Raw genomic sequence first — 13,301 nt, 5'->3', positions numbered from 1 at the left:
TTTTCTTAATTATAGGTTTATATCGAACAGAACAGAGTCACCAGAAACGGTACGCTGAAATCGACTACAAATCCGTGGAATATGGAAACTACTACAAATTGTTGTCCTGCCGTGCGGGTAATGATAGGAAGCGTAGTATCCATCGTTGTGGCGCCGCCGGCGGAGATAGGGGCCAGATTGCCGAACCAGCGCACCAATAACGGTGCTGCCAGTAGAGTAAGTATCTCACGGGTAATGTTTGCCAACAGAGCGATGGTTCCTAATTCAGCTCCTTTGTATTCGGTAATGAAGATACTGGAAAGCGAATAATACCCGAATCCCGAACCGACTGCCAGACAGTCCGTCACGGAACGGTGTGTCAGGAGCAGGCTGACTGCTGCAGAGCCTGCCAGCGTACCCAGTATGGTCATTATGGGCAGGAAGATTAACCGTGGATTGAGTGAACGGAAGTTTTTCAGCGTCTGCGGATCGTTACCCACACTCAGTCCTACACTGAACATCAATGCACAAAGAGCATAGAAACTGATTTGACTGTCCATGATGAGGTCAACGGGTATCAGGTGGAAAACTCCGCAAAGCGTACCCAGCACAAAGAAACCGACTATGATGAGACTTCCTTTCATGCTTCTTCTCCTTTCCTTTTATATAAAGCTCTCCACAATGCCCAAGCGGCAATGACGCTTCCCAAAGTTCCGCCCAGAGTCAATACAACAGCCTCCATTCCTATAGTGTGCAGCCCTTTGATAATTTGCTCGTTTCCGCCTACTTCAATGCCGAGAATGAAGAGAAGTACCCAGATTAGCACTGTGATAATGGTATGAATTTTACGTAAATTCCGTTTCCGTAAGAAGTAGCCCAGCAGCATTCCTGTGAGCATAAGTCCGATAATTGTAAACATATCTATTGTCGTTTAATTTTATTGGGCAAAGATAATGTAATTTGCGCAAAGGCAAGAATCAAACAAGGCAAGGCGGTATTACCCGAAGGCATATGCCGCCTTGTCTGGATTGCCGGATTAGGTTATTGAACCTGAGGGTTAGCGTTGACTTCCCACAATGGGATAGGGAAGAATTCATGTGTACCCTTCACAAAACCGCGGCTGCCTAATTGTTGTTCCAGTTTGCCCCAACGACGCAAATCATACCAGCGATAGCTTTCCAACGGAAACTCTATGATGCGTTCGTGTTCTATTTGGGCTTGAACTTCTGCCTGAGTAGTTCCGGACATGGCGGGCATATCACCGTGGGTTCTTCTGATGTCGTTGATGATAGGAATCGCCAGTTCGGGATGGCCTTGTTTGTTCAATACCTCGGCTTTCATCAGCAGTACGTTGGCATAACGCATTAAAGGAATGTTGAAGCCGCATCTTGTTTTAAGTTCTTTTTTTGTGGCAGGAGTGAAGCGGCGGAAGGCCGGGCGGTCAATCAACTTAGCGTCGGGTGCAGGTTCTTTTAACGCATCCCCATCTTCGTCTTTAATGTTGTTGCCTTCTTCATCCTTGGGATAAATGTACTTATCAGCGAACCAGTAACTGTATTTCTTTCCTATCACTGTCTCTTCTTCCTCTTCTGTGAAATATTCGTCGAGGAAATATACAGTATTGTACAAGCGTTGGTCGTAGCGTCCTGCAGTTCCACCGGGTCTGACTCTGCCTTCTTTCTTAAACTCGTTCATCAGGAAATCATTAGGCAGGATTTCGTCCCAGCCGCCCAATTGCTTGCTTGCTATGAATTGGTGAACGTAAGAATAGTATCTGGCACCGTTATCTGTGTTTGAACTATATTGCAGTTCAAAAACGGACTCTTTGCTGTTTTTGTTTCTGCCGTTGAACATATCGACCAAATCATTGCCGCTTACCAATTCATAGTTCTTAACTTCGTTCAGGGCATTCAGAGCGTCTTTCAAGAAAGTTGTTTCTTGCTCCGGTTCTTCGTATGCACGCGTTAAATAAGCGAAGCCTAAATAAGCGTTGGCTGCTCCGGATGTAGCGCGTCCGGCTTCTGTGCTGGGACGTTCAGATGGAAGAGCTGCTCCTAATTTAAGCTCATCGATGACAAAATTCCAGCAGGTTACACGGTCGGATAGAGGAAGGTTTAATTCATCCTGATTGTTGATATATTTGTCGCGTATGATAATCTTTTCCCAATTTAATATTAACATCATATGAAGGTAACCTCTCATAAAGTGGGCTTCAGCTATCAACTCATTCCGTTTGCTGGTAGTAATGCCGCTTTCGGGTATCAGGGGAACAAATTCCAATACCTGATTGGCAAAATTGATTCCGCGATAAAGGTCTTGGTAATAATAAGAGAATTGCGTATTACCGTTAGTATACGTGAATTTATAAATGTCTGTCCAAGTCTGATAGTTGATGGCATCATTTCCCATAGCGTATAAATCAGTACGGAAAGCTTCTACCGGCCATCTGACTTCACTGGTGGCATAGGCGTCACCATGATAAAGCTGTGCGTAGACTGAAGCCATGGTAGCTTCGGCGTCTTCTTGATTTCTCCAGAAGTTGTCGGTGGTCAACTCGTCGGGAGAAGATACGGTTAGAAAGTCGTCGCAGGAAGCGAAAGACATTGTGAGGCATAAGCTTGCCAAATATATAAATTTTTTCATATTCTTATGTATATATCTGTTTGTAATGGTTAGAATGTAAGTTGTGCACCTACCGTATATGAGCGGGTAAACGGATAAATGTGTCTGTCAATACCTGAATTGACGGGACTGCTGGTAGAGAATTCTGGGTCAATGCCGTCATATCCTGTAATGGTAAATAAGTTATCGCCGCTGATATAGAAACGGAGTTTCTCAATGTGTGCTTTCTTCAACAAAGAAGTAGGTAAAGTATAGCCTATTTGTGCTTGACGCAGACGGACGAAGTTGCCGTTTTCAAGGAAACGTTCAGACTCGCGGGAGTTACCGTTGGGGTCGTTATAAACGGCACGCGGGATATCGGTACCTTTGTTATTCGGTGTCCAAGCATTGGCTACACTGCTCAACATATTGGTAGGAGCACTCATTGACTGGTAGAAGTATTTGTTACCATTGTAAATCTTATGCCCCCACGCGCTACCCAAGCTCAATGAAAGGTCGAAGCCTTTATAGGCAGCTGAAAAGTTTAGGTTGGCTTCTACTTTGGGAATACCTGTACCACAGTATTCTTTATCGTCTTCATCGATAGTACCGTCACCGTTTGAATCTACAAAACGGATATCACCGGCTTTGGCATTGGGTAGAAGACGTTCGCCGTCTTTGTTGACATATTCGGCAGCTTCTTGGTCACTCTGGAAAATACCGTTTGTGCGATACAGATAGAAACCGCTGATTGGCTTACCTTCTTTGGCATAAGCGGGGACGTGGTCGGTGTCGTACAATAAACCTGTGGCGGGCAATGCTTGGCCTTTGTCTGCCAATTCCACCACTTCATTCTTGGTAGTGGCAAAGTTGAAGCCTATATTGTATTCAAAATCTTTTACTTTATCACTCCAGTTCAGTTCCAGTTCTACACCTGTATTGCGTATCTTTCCTACGTTCAAAATTGGATTCTCGTAACCTGCGGAAGGAGACAAGCGTTTGGTTATCAGAAGGTCTTCTGTTTGATTGATGTAGTAGTTGATGCTACCCGTCAGTTTATTGTTAAACATACCGAGATCGAAACCGATATTCTTTGTATCGGTAGTTTCCCATTTCAAGTCATTCCTCTCAATATTCCAAGATGCGGAGCCCGGCCATGCGTTTCCACCCTGTATGTATCCGCCTTCGTGACGGTTATAAGAGGTTATAAGTGCTTGGAAATCATAGTATCCTAAAGCATTTTCGTTACCCAAGCGTCCCCAACTGGCACGGAACTTCAGGTTATTTATGAATATGTCTTTCGGGAAGAAATCCTCTTCACTGATTCTCCAACCCAAAGCTACAGACGGGAAACAACCCCAACGGTTGTTGGAACCGAATTTGGAAGAACCGTCATAGCGCATGGTAGCTTGGACAAGATAACGATTGTTGTAGTTGTAGTTTATGCGGCCGAAGAAAGAGGCACGGTTGTATTTATAGTTGTAGCCGTCACCTGCAAAAGTACCGCCGATACCTGCATTGATAGTGCTGAAACTCGGATCGAGGAAACCGGCAGGTTCCTCGCGGTTTGCGAGATTACCATTTTGGTCTACATAGTATTTAGTGGTTTTACCGGTTACGTTTACACCGTTTTCAGTATATTTGGTGGAAGTGATAGAAGAGCCTGCCATCACATTCAAGCTGTGCTTGCCGAACTCTTTGTTGAAAGTCAGCACATTGTCTATAACCTGCTCTTCCCAATAGTAAGTATCTTCCTGTTGATAAGGGTAATTGTAGGGATTTTGTCCGTTGGATATATAGTCAGGGTAGTGCAAGGCATAACGATAGTGTACACCGCGATAGGCATAGCTGGTCTTGAAGTTAAGCCACGGAGCCAATTTTACGCCTAAAGAGACGTTGGCTGTGGTATAGAATTTTTTGGTAGCAGCGTTACGGAAAGTGTAGTCTGCCATAACGTTGTTGTTGGCAGGCAATTGATGAGTGGATGCCAGACCGAAACCGTACTTCTCTGTTTCATCATAAACGGGAAGCAACGGAGAGGAAGCATACATTTCTTTCAGGCTGTATTGCGGTTGCTTGCTTTTGGTATAGCGTAAGCCAAGATTGGCATCAATGTCAAAAATGTATTTGCTCATGTGCATTTTCATACGGGCGTTATCTTGACGATAGTCGTTACCCAAGAAGATACCTTTGTCATCCGCATGGTTGTAAGATACGGAATATTGCGCTGTCTCTCCACCACCGCGTACACTGAACATATAGTTCTGTGAAAGACCATTGCGCAACATCAAATCTTGCCAGTCAGTGTTTACACCCGTATTGGAAGTAACATATGCGGGAATTGTTTCCGCATCGTCGGGATACTGTGCATTGTAATTCTCGAACATTGTTTTGATAGTGTTCTTGTACTGTTCTGCATTGGTCATCTCCAACTTATTGGCAACCTGAGTTACGCTTAAATAAGTATTAAAGTCGATGTGTGTTTCACCTTTCTTTCCGTTTTTGGTAGTGATGATGATAACCCCGTTAGCGGCTACCGAACCATAGATTGCAGCTGCGGCTCCGTCTTTCAGAACTTCCATAGACTGAATATCTTGCGGATTGACATTGTCAATATCACCGGGGAAACCGTCGATGATGTAGAGAGGTTCGTTGCTTCCGAATGATTTCACACCACGGATTTTTACAGATACGCCGGCGCCGGCATTGCCACCGGCTTTCATAATGTTTACACCGGCAATCTTGCCTTGAAGGGCTTCTGCAGGATTGGTTGTGGCGCGTTTGGTTAATTCCTCCGTATCCACCGAAGAAATGGCTCCTGTCATGTCGCTCTTTTTCATGGTTCCGTAGCCGATGACAACTACTTCATCCAGCATTTCGTTGTCTTCCTTTAAAACAACGTTTAATGTTTTACGGCCGTTGAGAGGGATTTCCTGTGTTGTATAACCCACATAAGAGATTACGATTGTTGCGTTGGGTGATACGGTTAATGAGAAGTTACCGTCAATGTCTGTAATAAGACCGTTGGTGGTTCCTTTTTCCAGTACACTGGCACCGATGACTGTTTCGCCGGATGTATCGGTTACTGTACCTGTCAACTGGATGCTTTGTGCCCATGTACATACAGGTAACATAAAAGCAAAGAAAAGGAACAGTTGGATTGTTCTTTCTTTAAAAGCATTACTTTTACTCATTTGAATAAGTTTTTTAAGGTTAATATTTTTTTTGTTTTCCACAATGCCAAATTAAGATGATATTAATGGGCTTTACTAATAAAGGTTATCTACAAATAGCCTACAAATAGGACGTTTCTGCTCTTTTATAATCTACATGAATACTTGTAATCTATTGATATATAGTAGTATAATTGCTTAATCCTATCTACAGAATAGAATATTGCTTTATAGTATATATTAAAGTTCAATGAATTGAATGTGGTGAACAGGGACGGTAATGAAGATAGTTCGTCTCTTCGTTGTCTCAATGAAATAATCTCATATATTCTGCAGATAGTCTGTCAAGTCCTCTTCGGAAGATAAGTTTAAAGATTTACGTAAGCGATAACGGTTCATGTTGATGGTTTTAGGAGTAGTGCCCGTCAGCATAGCTACTTCTTTGGTGGAAAGGTTAACTCTTAACAGGGTAGCAAGATATTTTTCTCCTTGCGTTAATTTGGGGTGTAGGGTAATGAGCTTCTGCAAGAATTCATTATTCTTATCTTCGATATTAATTAATAAAGAAGTGTTGGTTTTATCGCCATTTTGATATTGTTTGATAAATGAATTGATTTTCTTAAGATGCGGAACAATGGCTTGAGAATCCATTTTATATCCTTCTTTTATCATTTCGCGTATCTTGTCCAGCAGTTCATTGCGGCTTTTCAGGAATACGGCAAAACTTGTAGCTTCCTGCCGGCTTGCCTGCAAGGCACTCTGTACATTTTGTAGTTCCAATTCTTGTTGGTGTAGTTTCAGTTCGGCAACTTCCCGTTCGGATAGTTGAAGTTGGTATCGGGCTTCTACCAATTGTAGGTTCTTTTTGCGCTTATACCATTTATATAGAAAAATGCAGGAAGCTATTCCAAGAATGAATATGCAACTCAGAAGCCATAGATTTCGTTTTAGGAGTTCTATCTTGTAGATTTGTTCCTGTATCTCGGTAGCATATTTTTGGTCTTGATACCTTTTGTAAGAGATTTCCTGTTCAATATTGCGCAGTTTATTGCTGCTTTGGAGTTTTTTACTTAAAGCGGACATTTGGCTTAAGCATTTGAAAGCTTGGTTATAGTTACCAATGGCGGCATATACCCAAGATGAGTATTCATAGTTGTCACAAATCAGTTCACGTGCACCGATGCTATGAGCATATTCATAGGCTTTTTCTAAAGCTTCCAATGCTTTGGAATATTGCTCTCCAAAGTAATATTGCTTACCCATATTATTATAGTTTTCGCCTAAGGACCATTGGGAATCTAAATTTTTGTTGATGGTAATGGCTTCATGTATGAGTTTCAGCTTTTCGTCGGTATTACCTTGATACAGACAAAGATTACTTAGATTTGTAGCAATACCTTTTAGATTGCGTTGGGCACGGTTGATTATTAAAGCGCGCTGAAAGAATCTTTCGGCAATCAAAAATTCATTAAGGAGATAATGCATGACACCCCGTTCATTATAACATTCGGCTATGGAGATTGAATCTCCCAATACTTTGAAAATAGAAGTGGCTTTGTCGTTTAATTCAATCGCTTTGTTGTAATCACCCAATTTGCTGTATACTCGGCCCATGAGTGAGTAGAGTTGTGCATTTTGTAGTTTGTTCGAGGGTGTGATGTATTTTTCTGTATCATATAGATTTTTGATACTCATATCAAAGTTTCCTAACAGCTGTTCTGCTTGACTTTGAAGCAACATGGCTTGTGCGCGTATCTCATTAGGCTCATTTTCCGGGAATAAGTTTACTGCCTGCCCTGCATAGTATGAGGCTTGTTTTGGAGTACTGAATAGGTCCTTCTGTGCTTGTTCGATAAATTCCAGTGCTTTCTCTAAGTCTTGGGCCTGTAGAAGTATGTTGGGTAAAAGGTAGATAAAGAAAAAGATATAGTATTTTTTCATAAGGGTTTCTTCTTTCTGCAAATTTAATTATTTTTGTTTAAAAGCCTCGTTTGCTTATGAAAAGATTTATCTTTGTGCGCTCTAATATAGTGATATATGCTATTACCTTACTTAAATAAAGATATGATAGAAGCCGGCTGTGATGAGGCCGGACGTGGCTGTCTTGCAGGTGCTGTTTATGCTGCCGCCGTTATTCTGCCTACGGATTTTAAGAATGACTTGCTGAATGATTCTAAGCAACTGACTGAAAAACAACGGTACGCTTTGCGTGAAGTCATTGAGAAAGAAGCGTTGGCTTGGGCGGTGGGAGTTGTTTCGCCTGAAGAAATAGACAAGATAAATATCCTGAACGCTTCTTTTCTTGCAATGCATCGCGCTGTAGACCGGTTAAAATTATGTCCGCAACATTTGCTTATAGACGGTAACCGCTTCAAGAAATACCGGGATATTCCACACACTACTGTAGTGAAAGGTGATGGCAAATATCTTTCTATTGCGGCAGCTTCCATTCTTGCCAAGACTTATCGTGATGATTATATGAATCGTCTACATGAAGAATTTCCTTATTACGATTGGGAGCATAATAAGGGATATCCCACAAAAAAACATCGTGCAGCTATTGCCGAACGGGGGACTACTCCGTATCATCGTATGACCTTTAATCTGCTGGGTGATGGACAGTTGGAACTGGACTTCAAATAGTCGTCATTTTCTCTGCTCCAACTGTTCAATTCTTTTGCATAGTAAATCAATCGTCCTGCAATTAGCCTTGACCAGTTCATAAAGGGTATTGTAACTTTCAGGATCATTATTATTTAGAACATTATTGGCAGAATTATTTTTCTTATAATAAGAATCGGTATCTGTGTACTTATCAATGCGTGCCAATAAATCCATAAAAGATATGTCTAATGCTTGTGCTATTTTATATAATCGTGTAAGCGTTAAATCAGTCTCTCCATATTCAATTTTGCAATAAGCACTTGTAGACAGATTTAGTTTCTCGCCCATCTGCTCTTGGGTTAAGTTCCTTTCCAGACGCAATAGCTGTAGTTGTTGACCTGCAATTTTCTTCAGTTTTTTTTCCATACTGATAATGTTTTGGGGAGTGTTGCTTGTTTATCGGGTAAATATAATAAAATCTGTGGATATAATCAATGTTAAAACCTACTTATCTTTGTGAACAATGAAAAACATTTATGTCAAACCGGTTAATGTGATGCGATATCACTGTTGAGTAAGTTAATAATGTTTTAACTGGAGAGAGATTTACACATTTATTATAAACCCGAAACAGAGATATTACCTCTGCTTCACATTAACGATTACAGGTTATGAAAAAGTATTTATTTATTCTATTGGGTATTTTTGTCTTAAGTACTACTGTTTATGCTCAGGAACTGACAGAAAAGGAAAAAGCAAGACAAGAAAAAGAGGCGGCCAAACAAGAAAAAGAGAATGCCAAGAAAGAAGCTAAACTTAAAAAGGCAGCAAAGAAGCAGGCTAAAGATGCTGAACGCCGTGCTGATTATGAAGCATTCTTGAAAGAATGGGAGCCTATTGAAGCTAATGTCGGTATTGCAGAAGTAGACACTTTCTTTGTACATTCTAACGAACTGTTTGCCTTGTTGGTTTCCATTGAGCAGAATATCGGTTTTATTGAAATGGTTCCTGAACCCTATTTTGATGAGGAAATGGGTGTGAATGATACCATTTGGAATGCCAAGAATAAGTTGACTAATGAGCCTATTGCCAAGAATGATGCCCTGAAAGTATACAGCTTAGCTTTATTGGATGCAACGACAGCTACTGCCAGTACCGTTTCTCTGACAGCCGAGGGTGTCAGTGCTATTGCCGCTTTGACGGGTGACCCTTTGAAAGCTTTGACTTTGGGCAAGCAAGTGAAGAAAGTAGGAAAATACATTAAAATCGCAGGAGATATTCTTCCCTTAACCATACGGAATATTAAAAGTAATACAGAGAAGTTGAAGTATAAGAAAGCTAATGAGGGGCAAGAAGTTGCAACCGAATAATAGCGAAGCGGATAAAGATAGATTATGAAAAGGATATATTTATTGTTTGTAATGGTTGCCCTTGCTCTGAACGGTTTTGCTCAGAGTAAGGGCAAAAACGCAATGACACTGCGTTTGGTTGATATAAAAGTAACCGATGGGACTTTAGTTAATATTGCTAAAGAACAGGAAGCCAAAGGTAATACCAAGCCTATGGATTTGATTCGTATTTATGAAGGAAATGTACGCGCCAAGTTGGATGAAGTTGCGAAAGCCTGCGGACGTTTTGAAATATCGGATGAGAAGGCGCTGCAAGCCCTTACACGGGATGCAGAAGAGAAATTGTTTATGAAGATGTCTAAAGCAGAAAGAATAGAATACGTTTCTGCCCAGCAGAATGACTACACTCTTTCCTGTGACATCAATAGTTGCCAGTTTACGCGCAGGGCGGGTGGAGCAGGTTATTCTTGTGTGCTTCGCTTGAAAGTGAGCATAGGAGATGCACGCGATTCTACTGCCGCCGCTTTAATTTCTCGTGAGTTCATCAGCGATATAAAGAAAACGGCAATCCGTCCCAATAGAGACGCTGCGTGTCAGGAAGCTTTGGCTACATTGACGGAGCCTCTTACTGATTTTTTTCTGAATAACATCCCTATATACGGGCTTCTTGACTACGAAGGAGATGAATATATAGTTACTTGCGGTGAAAATCTGAATATCAGAAAAGGTGATCAATTTCAAGTCTCCTTGGTAAAGTATAATGGAGGGGAGCGAGAAAGTGAGGTTGTTGGTGTGGTAAAAGTGCAAGATTTGCGTGCTTCAACATCCGCCATCTCTTTCTCCGAAGGTAAAGACCGTATTATAGAGGCGATACCCACTTTGGATGCTAATAGTTTTCTGCAATGCAGATTGTTACTTTTAAAATCTCGTTAACTTATGAAAAAGGTATTAATTTTTTCTTTGTTCTGTTTGCTGTTCTTTACAGGGGCTTTTGCTCAAAAGGTAAAACCTGTGAATTATGGCGGCTCGGTAAATTTAATGGAAGTGAAAGGACGTGCAGGAGATGCCACACTGGTGCTTCGTACGTTGGGTTATGGTAAAAATGATGCTTTGGCACAGGAAGATGCGGAAGTACGCGTAATACGTGCACTGTTGTATTCCGGCTTTTCCAAAGATTATCCGGCTGTTATTTCAATGACCGAATCGGAAGCGGAATCGAAGAGTCAGGGTAAACTGCTCGCTTTCTTTGAGAATAAAGAGTATAAGGATTGCATAAGTTCGGTAAAGCCGTTGGGTAAGCTGGATAAAGTGAAAGGAGAAAAGGTCAAGAAGAAACCGTTTGATATAACGGTCAACTATTTTGTCCTGAAGAATAGAATTGCGAGTATGAATTTTGATTCATTTGGTTTTTGAATCATTAATATAAGATGATGATTATGAAAAGATTAATTTTCTTTTTGAGTATGTTTTTGCCTCTTTATCTTTTTGCACAAGGCAATTCGGCAAGAAATCCGAGTGTGATAGTTGTACCTTTTGTAGAACCGGGTGATGGAGAGAATGATCGTATTAAAGAGGCAGTTCTGAATGATGAGGCTGTGCCACTGGCTCTTTCTAAAATAAAAGAGCAGTTCAATCTGCGCAGTTTTAATACGATTGATTTTATGACCGAATTTCAGAGAGTACAGAATCGCTCTTATGCAGCTTCTGCCTTGAATGCCAAGTCTACCGGTCTGCAAGCCTATGTGGATGGTGCAAGAGCGGACATATACGTAACCGTAAAGATTAGCAAAGAAGATTTTGACGGGGGAGCCTCAAATGTCACCCTTCTGCTGGAAGCCAAAGAGAGAGAAACGGGGTTCTCATTGGCTAATGCCAGTGTTGTGAGCGATCGTTTTCGGGCATCGAAGAAAGAGTTGACGGAGTATGCTTTGGAAGGAATTACAGAAAATTTCTTCAATCAGCTGAAACTTGCTTTTCGCGATATGGTGAATAACGGACGTGAAGTGAATGTAACGCTCAATGTAGACGAAAACTGCGAGTTTGACATGGAGAACGATGTGGTAGGTACACAAGACATGACTTTGAGTGAGGAACTTGATGAATGGGTGCTCAACAATGCTTTTAAAGGTAATGGAGAAGTGCGTTGGGGTGGTAATAGTCTGAACGTCTTTATGCGTGTACCTGTGTATGACCCTGAAACCGGAAGACCGCGTTCCATAAGTTCGGAAGTCGGTAAAATGAGAAGATTCATTTCCGGCTTGTTGAAAAGCAAAGGTTATACAGCAAGTTCAAAAGCAGCTTCCGGACAGTATATCCAGCTTTTGATTCAGAATTCAAGAGAATAACCTAAGGCGGATATTCGGTGCGTGTTGGTCTGAGTAAATACACAGCTGGGTATCGGTCTTTTAATAATAATAGACATGAGGAAATTTTTATTTCTATTGGCGACAGCTTTCTGCACTGTTCAGCTTTGGGGTCAGACAATTAATTTTTCTGTTCAGCCTTTGGCGGAAGCGGGCGATTTGTCCGACGCATCGCAGGAGCTGCTGCAAAATAAATTGAAGCAAATCATTACCCGTAATAGTGCAGGTGCATCAAATGATTATAATGTCTTTGTAATAGAACCTACAATAGATATTGTGGACAAACAATCTACTACGGGGCTGATGCGCAATGCCACTCTTGTGAAAGGAGAACTGACCTTAGTGGCTAAAAACAAAGTAGACGGCAGCTTGTATCACAGTGCTGTCGTGCAGATTTCCGGACAGGCGGCGGAAGGAGCCGACCCTTATAAAGCAATGATTACCGGTATCCGTTCTACCGATCCGGTTTATACCCGCTTCATCCGTATAGCTCGTCAGAAGATACAGGATTATTATGCGGCTAATTGTGCAACTATACTTCAGAAAGCCCAAAGTCTTTACGGTTTGAAAAAATATGCGGAGGCTTTAAGCTATCTCTCTGCGATTTCGGAGAGTGTGCCTTGCTATGAGCAGGCGGCTGTACTCCAGACAGAACTCGCACAGTATGTTCCCGATGCACAACCCGATACGGTGATTATACAAAAAGTTATTGAAAAACCTGTTGAGGTGGAAAAGATTGTGGAAGTTGAAAAGATAGTGGAGAAGCCGGTAGTCGTTGAGAAGGTAGTAGAAAAACCGGTTGTTGTAGAAAAAGTAGTTGAGAAACCTGTGGTTGTTGAGAAACCGGTTGTCAGGGAAACGCCGAAGGCGGACTGTGAAATAACCTTTTCCACCAACAGACTGCAACTTAACGTACTGAAGTGCTACGGTAACGCTGCTCAACAACGTATTACAATCTTGGTTGAGATGACCAATTTGGATACTAATCGCAATACGGAGGAGTATCTGCGAATAAATTCGGCTGTGACCGATAGCGGCGCGGAGTGCAAGAATTTTGAGATTCAGAATGGAAATTGGATGAAGATGCCTCCTCGCGTAAAGCTTCGTCGTGAGTTTTATATAACGAAAGTTTTTGATAGATTTTCCAGTTTCTCTTATGTGGAACTGAAGATTGCAGATACTCAGGTATACATCCGTAATCTGCCTATCCAATGGCAATAAAAAACAAGATG

Annotated in this window: 12 protein-coding genes; 6 read left to right on the top strand and 6 right to left on the bottom strand. The window is 41.6% G+C overall.

All coding sequences use genetic code 11. The features are described 5' to 3' along the window. Nucleotides 1-17 precede the first annotated feature (17 nt). From DW121_RS10195 to DW121_RS10175, 5 genes are all read right to left on the bottom strand, one after another. Complete coding sequence (locus DW121_RS10195) at nt 18-623, bottom strand: lysine exporter LysO family protein (RefSeq protein WP_117713289.1); 606 nt, start codon at nt 621-623, stop codon at nt 18-20. Further along, nucleotides 620-898 carry a LysO family transporter gene (locus DW121_RS10190; RefSeq protein WP_117713288.1) on the bottom strand — a complete coding sequence of 93 codons (279 nt, stop codon included), beginning with the start codon at nt 896-898 and terminating at the stop codon, nt 620-622. Before DW121_RS10190 ends, DW121_RS10195 begins: the two co-directional genes overlap by 4 nt. A 122-nt stretch (nt 899-1,020) precedes the next feature. Next, on the bottom strand, nt 1,021-2,622 hold the full coding sequence (locus DW121_RS10185) for a RagB/SusD family nutrient uptake outer membrane protein (protein WP_117713287.1): 1,602 nt from the start codon (nt 2,620-2,622) through the stop codon (nt 1,021-1,023). Nucleotides 2,623-2,651: 29 nt separating this feature from the next. Continuing rightward, a complete protein-coding gene (locus DW121_RS10180) occupies nt 2,652-5,774 on the bottom strand; it encodes a SusC/RagA family TonB-linked outer membrane protein (protein WP_117713304.1) in 3,123 nt (1,040 codons plus the stop codon). Nucleotides 5,775-6,074: 300 nt separating this feature from the next. After that, nucleotides 6,075-7,694: a tetratricopeptide repeat protein gene (locus tag DW121_RS10175; RefSeq protein WP_118323686.1), complete on the bottom strand. Its 1,620-nt coding sequence runs from the start codon at nt 7,692-7,694 to the stop codon at nt 6,075-6,077. A 96-nt stretch (nt 7,695-7,790) separates the two neighbouring features. Here DW121_RS10175 and DW121_RS10170 point away from each other — a divergent pair, with 96 nt between their 5' ends. Beyond that, nucleotides 7,791-8,396, top strand: coding sequence for a ribonuclease HII (locus DW121_RS10170; RefSeq protein WP_118323685.1), 606 nt, complete (start codon nt 7,791-7,793; stop codon nt 8,394-8,396). A gap of 3 nt (nt 8,397-8,399) precedes the next feature. On the opposite strand, the gene DW121_RS10165 is transcribed toward DW121_RS10170, so the two are convergent. Further along, complete coding sequence (locus tag DW121_RS10165) at nt 8,400-8,783, bottom strand: helix-turn-helix domain-containing protein (protein ID WP_117713284.1); 384 nt, start codon at nt 8,781-8,783, stop codon at nt 8,400-8,402. Nucleotides 8,784-9,028: 245 nt separating this feature from the next. On the opposite strand from DW121_RS10165, the gene DW121_RS10160 reads away from it, so the two are divergent. The 5 genes from DW121_RS10160 (at nt 9,029) to DW121_RS10140 (ending at nt 13,290) form a co-directional block, all read left to right on the top strand. Further along, entirely contained in the window at nt 9,029-9,727 is a 699-nt protein-coding gene (locus DW121_RS10160; protein WP_117711690.1) for a hypothetical protein, read from the top strand. 24 nt (nt 9,728-9,751) lie between these two features. Further along, nucleotides 9,752-10,639 (top strand): hypothetical protein, encoded by an 888-nt coding sequence (locus DW121_RS10155; protein WP_118323684.1) that lies wholly within the window; start codon nt 9,752-9,754, stop codon nt 10,637-10,639. Nucleotides 10,640-10,642: 3 nt separating this feature from the next. Next, nucleotides 10,643-11,119 carry a hypothetical protein gene (locus tag DW121_RS10150; protein WP_118323683.1) on the top strand — a complete coding sequence of 159 codons (477 nt, stop codon included), beginning with the start codon at nt 10,643-10,645 and terminating at the stop codon, nt 11,117-11,119. Nucleotides 11,120-11,142: 23 nt separating this feature from the next. After that, nucleotides 11,143-12,051: a DUF6175 family protein gene (locus tag DW121_RS10145; RefSeq protein ID WP_233514891.1), complete on the top strand. Its 909-nt coding sequence runs from the start codon at nt 11,143-11,145 to the stop codon at nt 12,049-12,051. Nucleotides 12,052-12,126: 75 nt separating this feature from the next. After that, nucleotides 12,127-13,290: a hypothetical protein gene (locus tag DW121_RS10140; protein ID WP_118323682.1), complete on the top strand. Its 1,164-nt coding sequence runs from the start codon at nt 12,127-12,129 to the stop codon at nt 13,288-13,290. The last annotated feature ends 11 nt before the right edge of the window (nt 13,291-13,301 follow it).

This window comes from Bacteroides sp. AM10-21B, assembly GCF_003472565.1.
GTDB lineage: Bacteria > Bacteroidota > Bacteroidia > Bacteroidales > Bacteroidaceae > Bacteroides > Bacteroides propionicigenes.
The sequence above is the reverse complement of the archived record's forward strand: the minus strand, read 5'-3'. Positions and strand labels throughout refer to the sequence as shown.

Bases quoted from the DNA above. Each gene is read 5' to 3' on its own strand.
- DW121_RS10190 (WP_117713288.1), bottom strand. From the start codon at position 898: ATGTTTACAATTATCGGACTTATGCTCACAGGAATGCTGCTGGGCTAC.
- DW121_RS10145 (WP_233514891.1), top strand. From the start codon at position 11,143: ATGAAAAGATTAATTTTCTTTTTGAGTATGTTTTTGCCTCTTTATCTT.
- DW121_RS10155 (WP_118323684.1), top strand. From the start codon at position 9,752: ATGAAAAGGATATATTTATTGTTTGTAATGGTTGCCCTTGCTCTGAAC.
- DW121_RS10140 (WP_118323682.1), top strand. From the start codon at position 12,127: ATGAGGAAATTTTTATTTCTATTGGCGACAGCTTTCTGCACTGTTCAG.
- DW121_RS10195 (WP_117713289.1), bottom strand. From the start codon at position 623: ATGAAAGGAAGTCTCATCATAGTCGGTTTCTTTGTGCTGGGTACGCTT.
- DW121_RS10160 (WP_117711690.1), top strand. From the start codon at position 9,029: ATGAAAAAGTATTTATTTATTCTATTGGGTATTTTTGTCTTAAGTACT.
- DW121_RS10185 (WP_117713287.1), bottom strand. From the start codon at position 2,622: ATGAAAAAATTTATATATTTGGCAAGCTTATGCCTCACAATGTCTTTC.
- DW121_RS10180 (WP_117713304.1), bottom strand. From the start codon at position 5,774: ATGAGTAAAAGTAATGCTTTTAAAGAAAGAACAATCCAACTGTTCCTT.
- DW121_RS10170 (WP_118323685.1), top strand. From the start codon at position 7,791: ATGCTATTACCTTACTTAAATAAAGATATGATAGAAGCCGGCTGTGAT.
- DW121_RS10150 (WP_118323683.1), top strand. From the start codon at position 10,643: ATGAAAAAGGTATTAATTTTTTCTTTGTTCTGTTTGCTGTTCTTTACA.
- DW121_RS10175 (WP_118323686.1), bottom strand. From the start codon at position 7,694: ATGAAAAAATACTATATCTTTTTCTTTATCTACCTTTTACCCAACATA.
- DW121_RS10165 (WP_117713284.1), bottom strand. From the start codon at position 8,783: ATGGAAAAAAAACTGAAGAAAATTGCAGGTCAACAACTACAGCTATTG.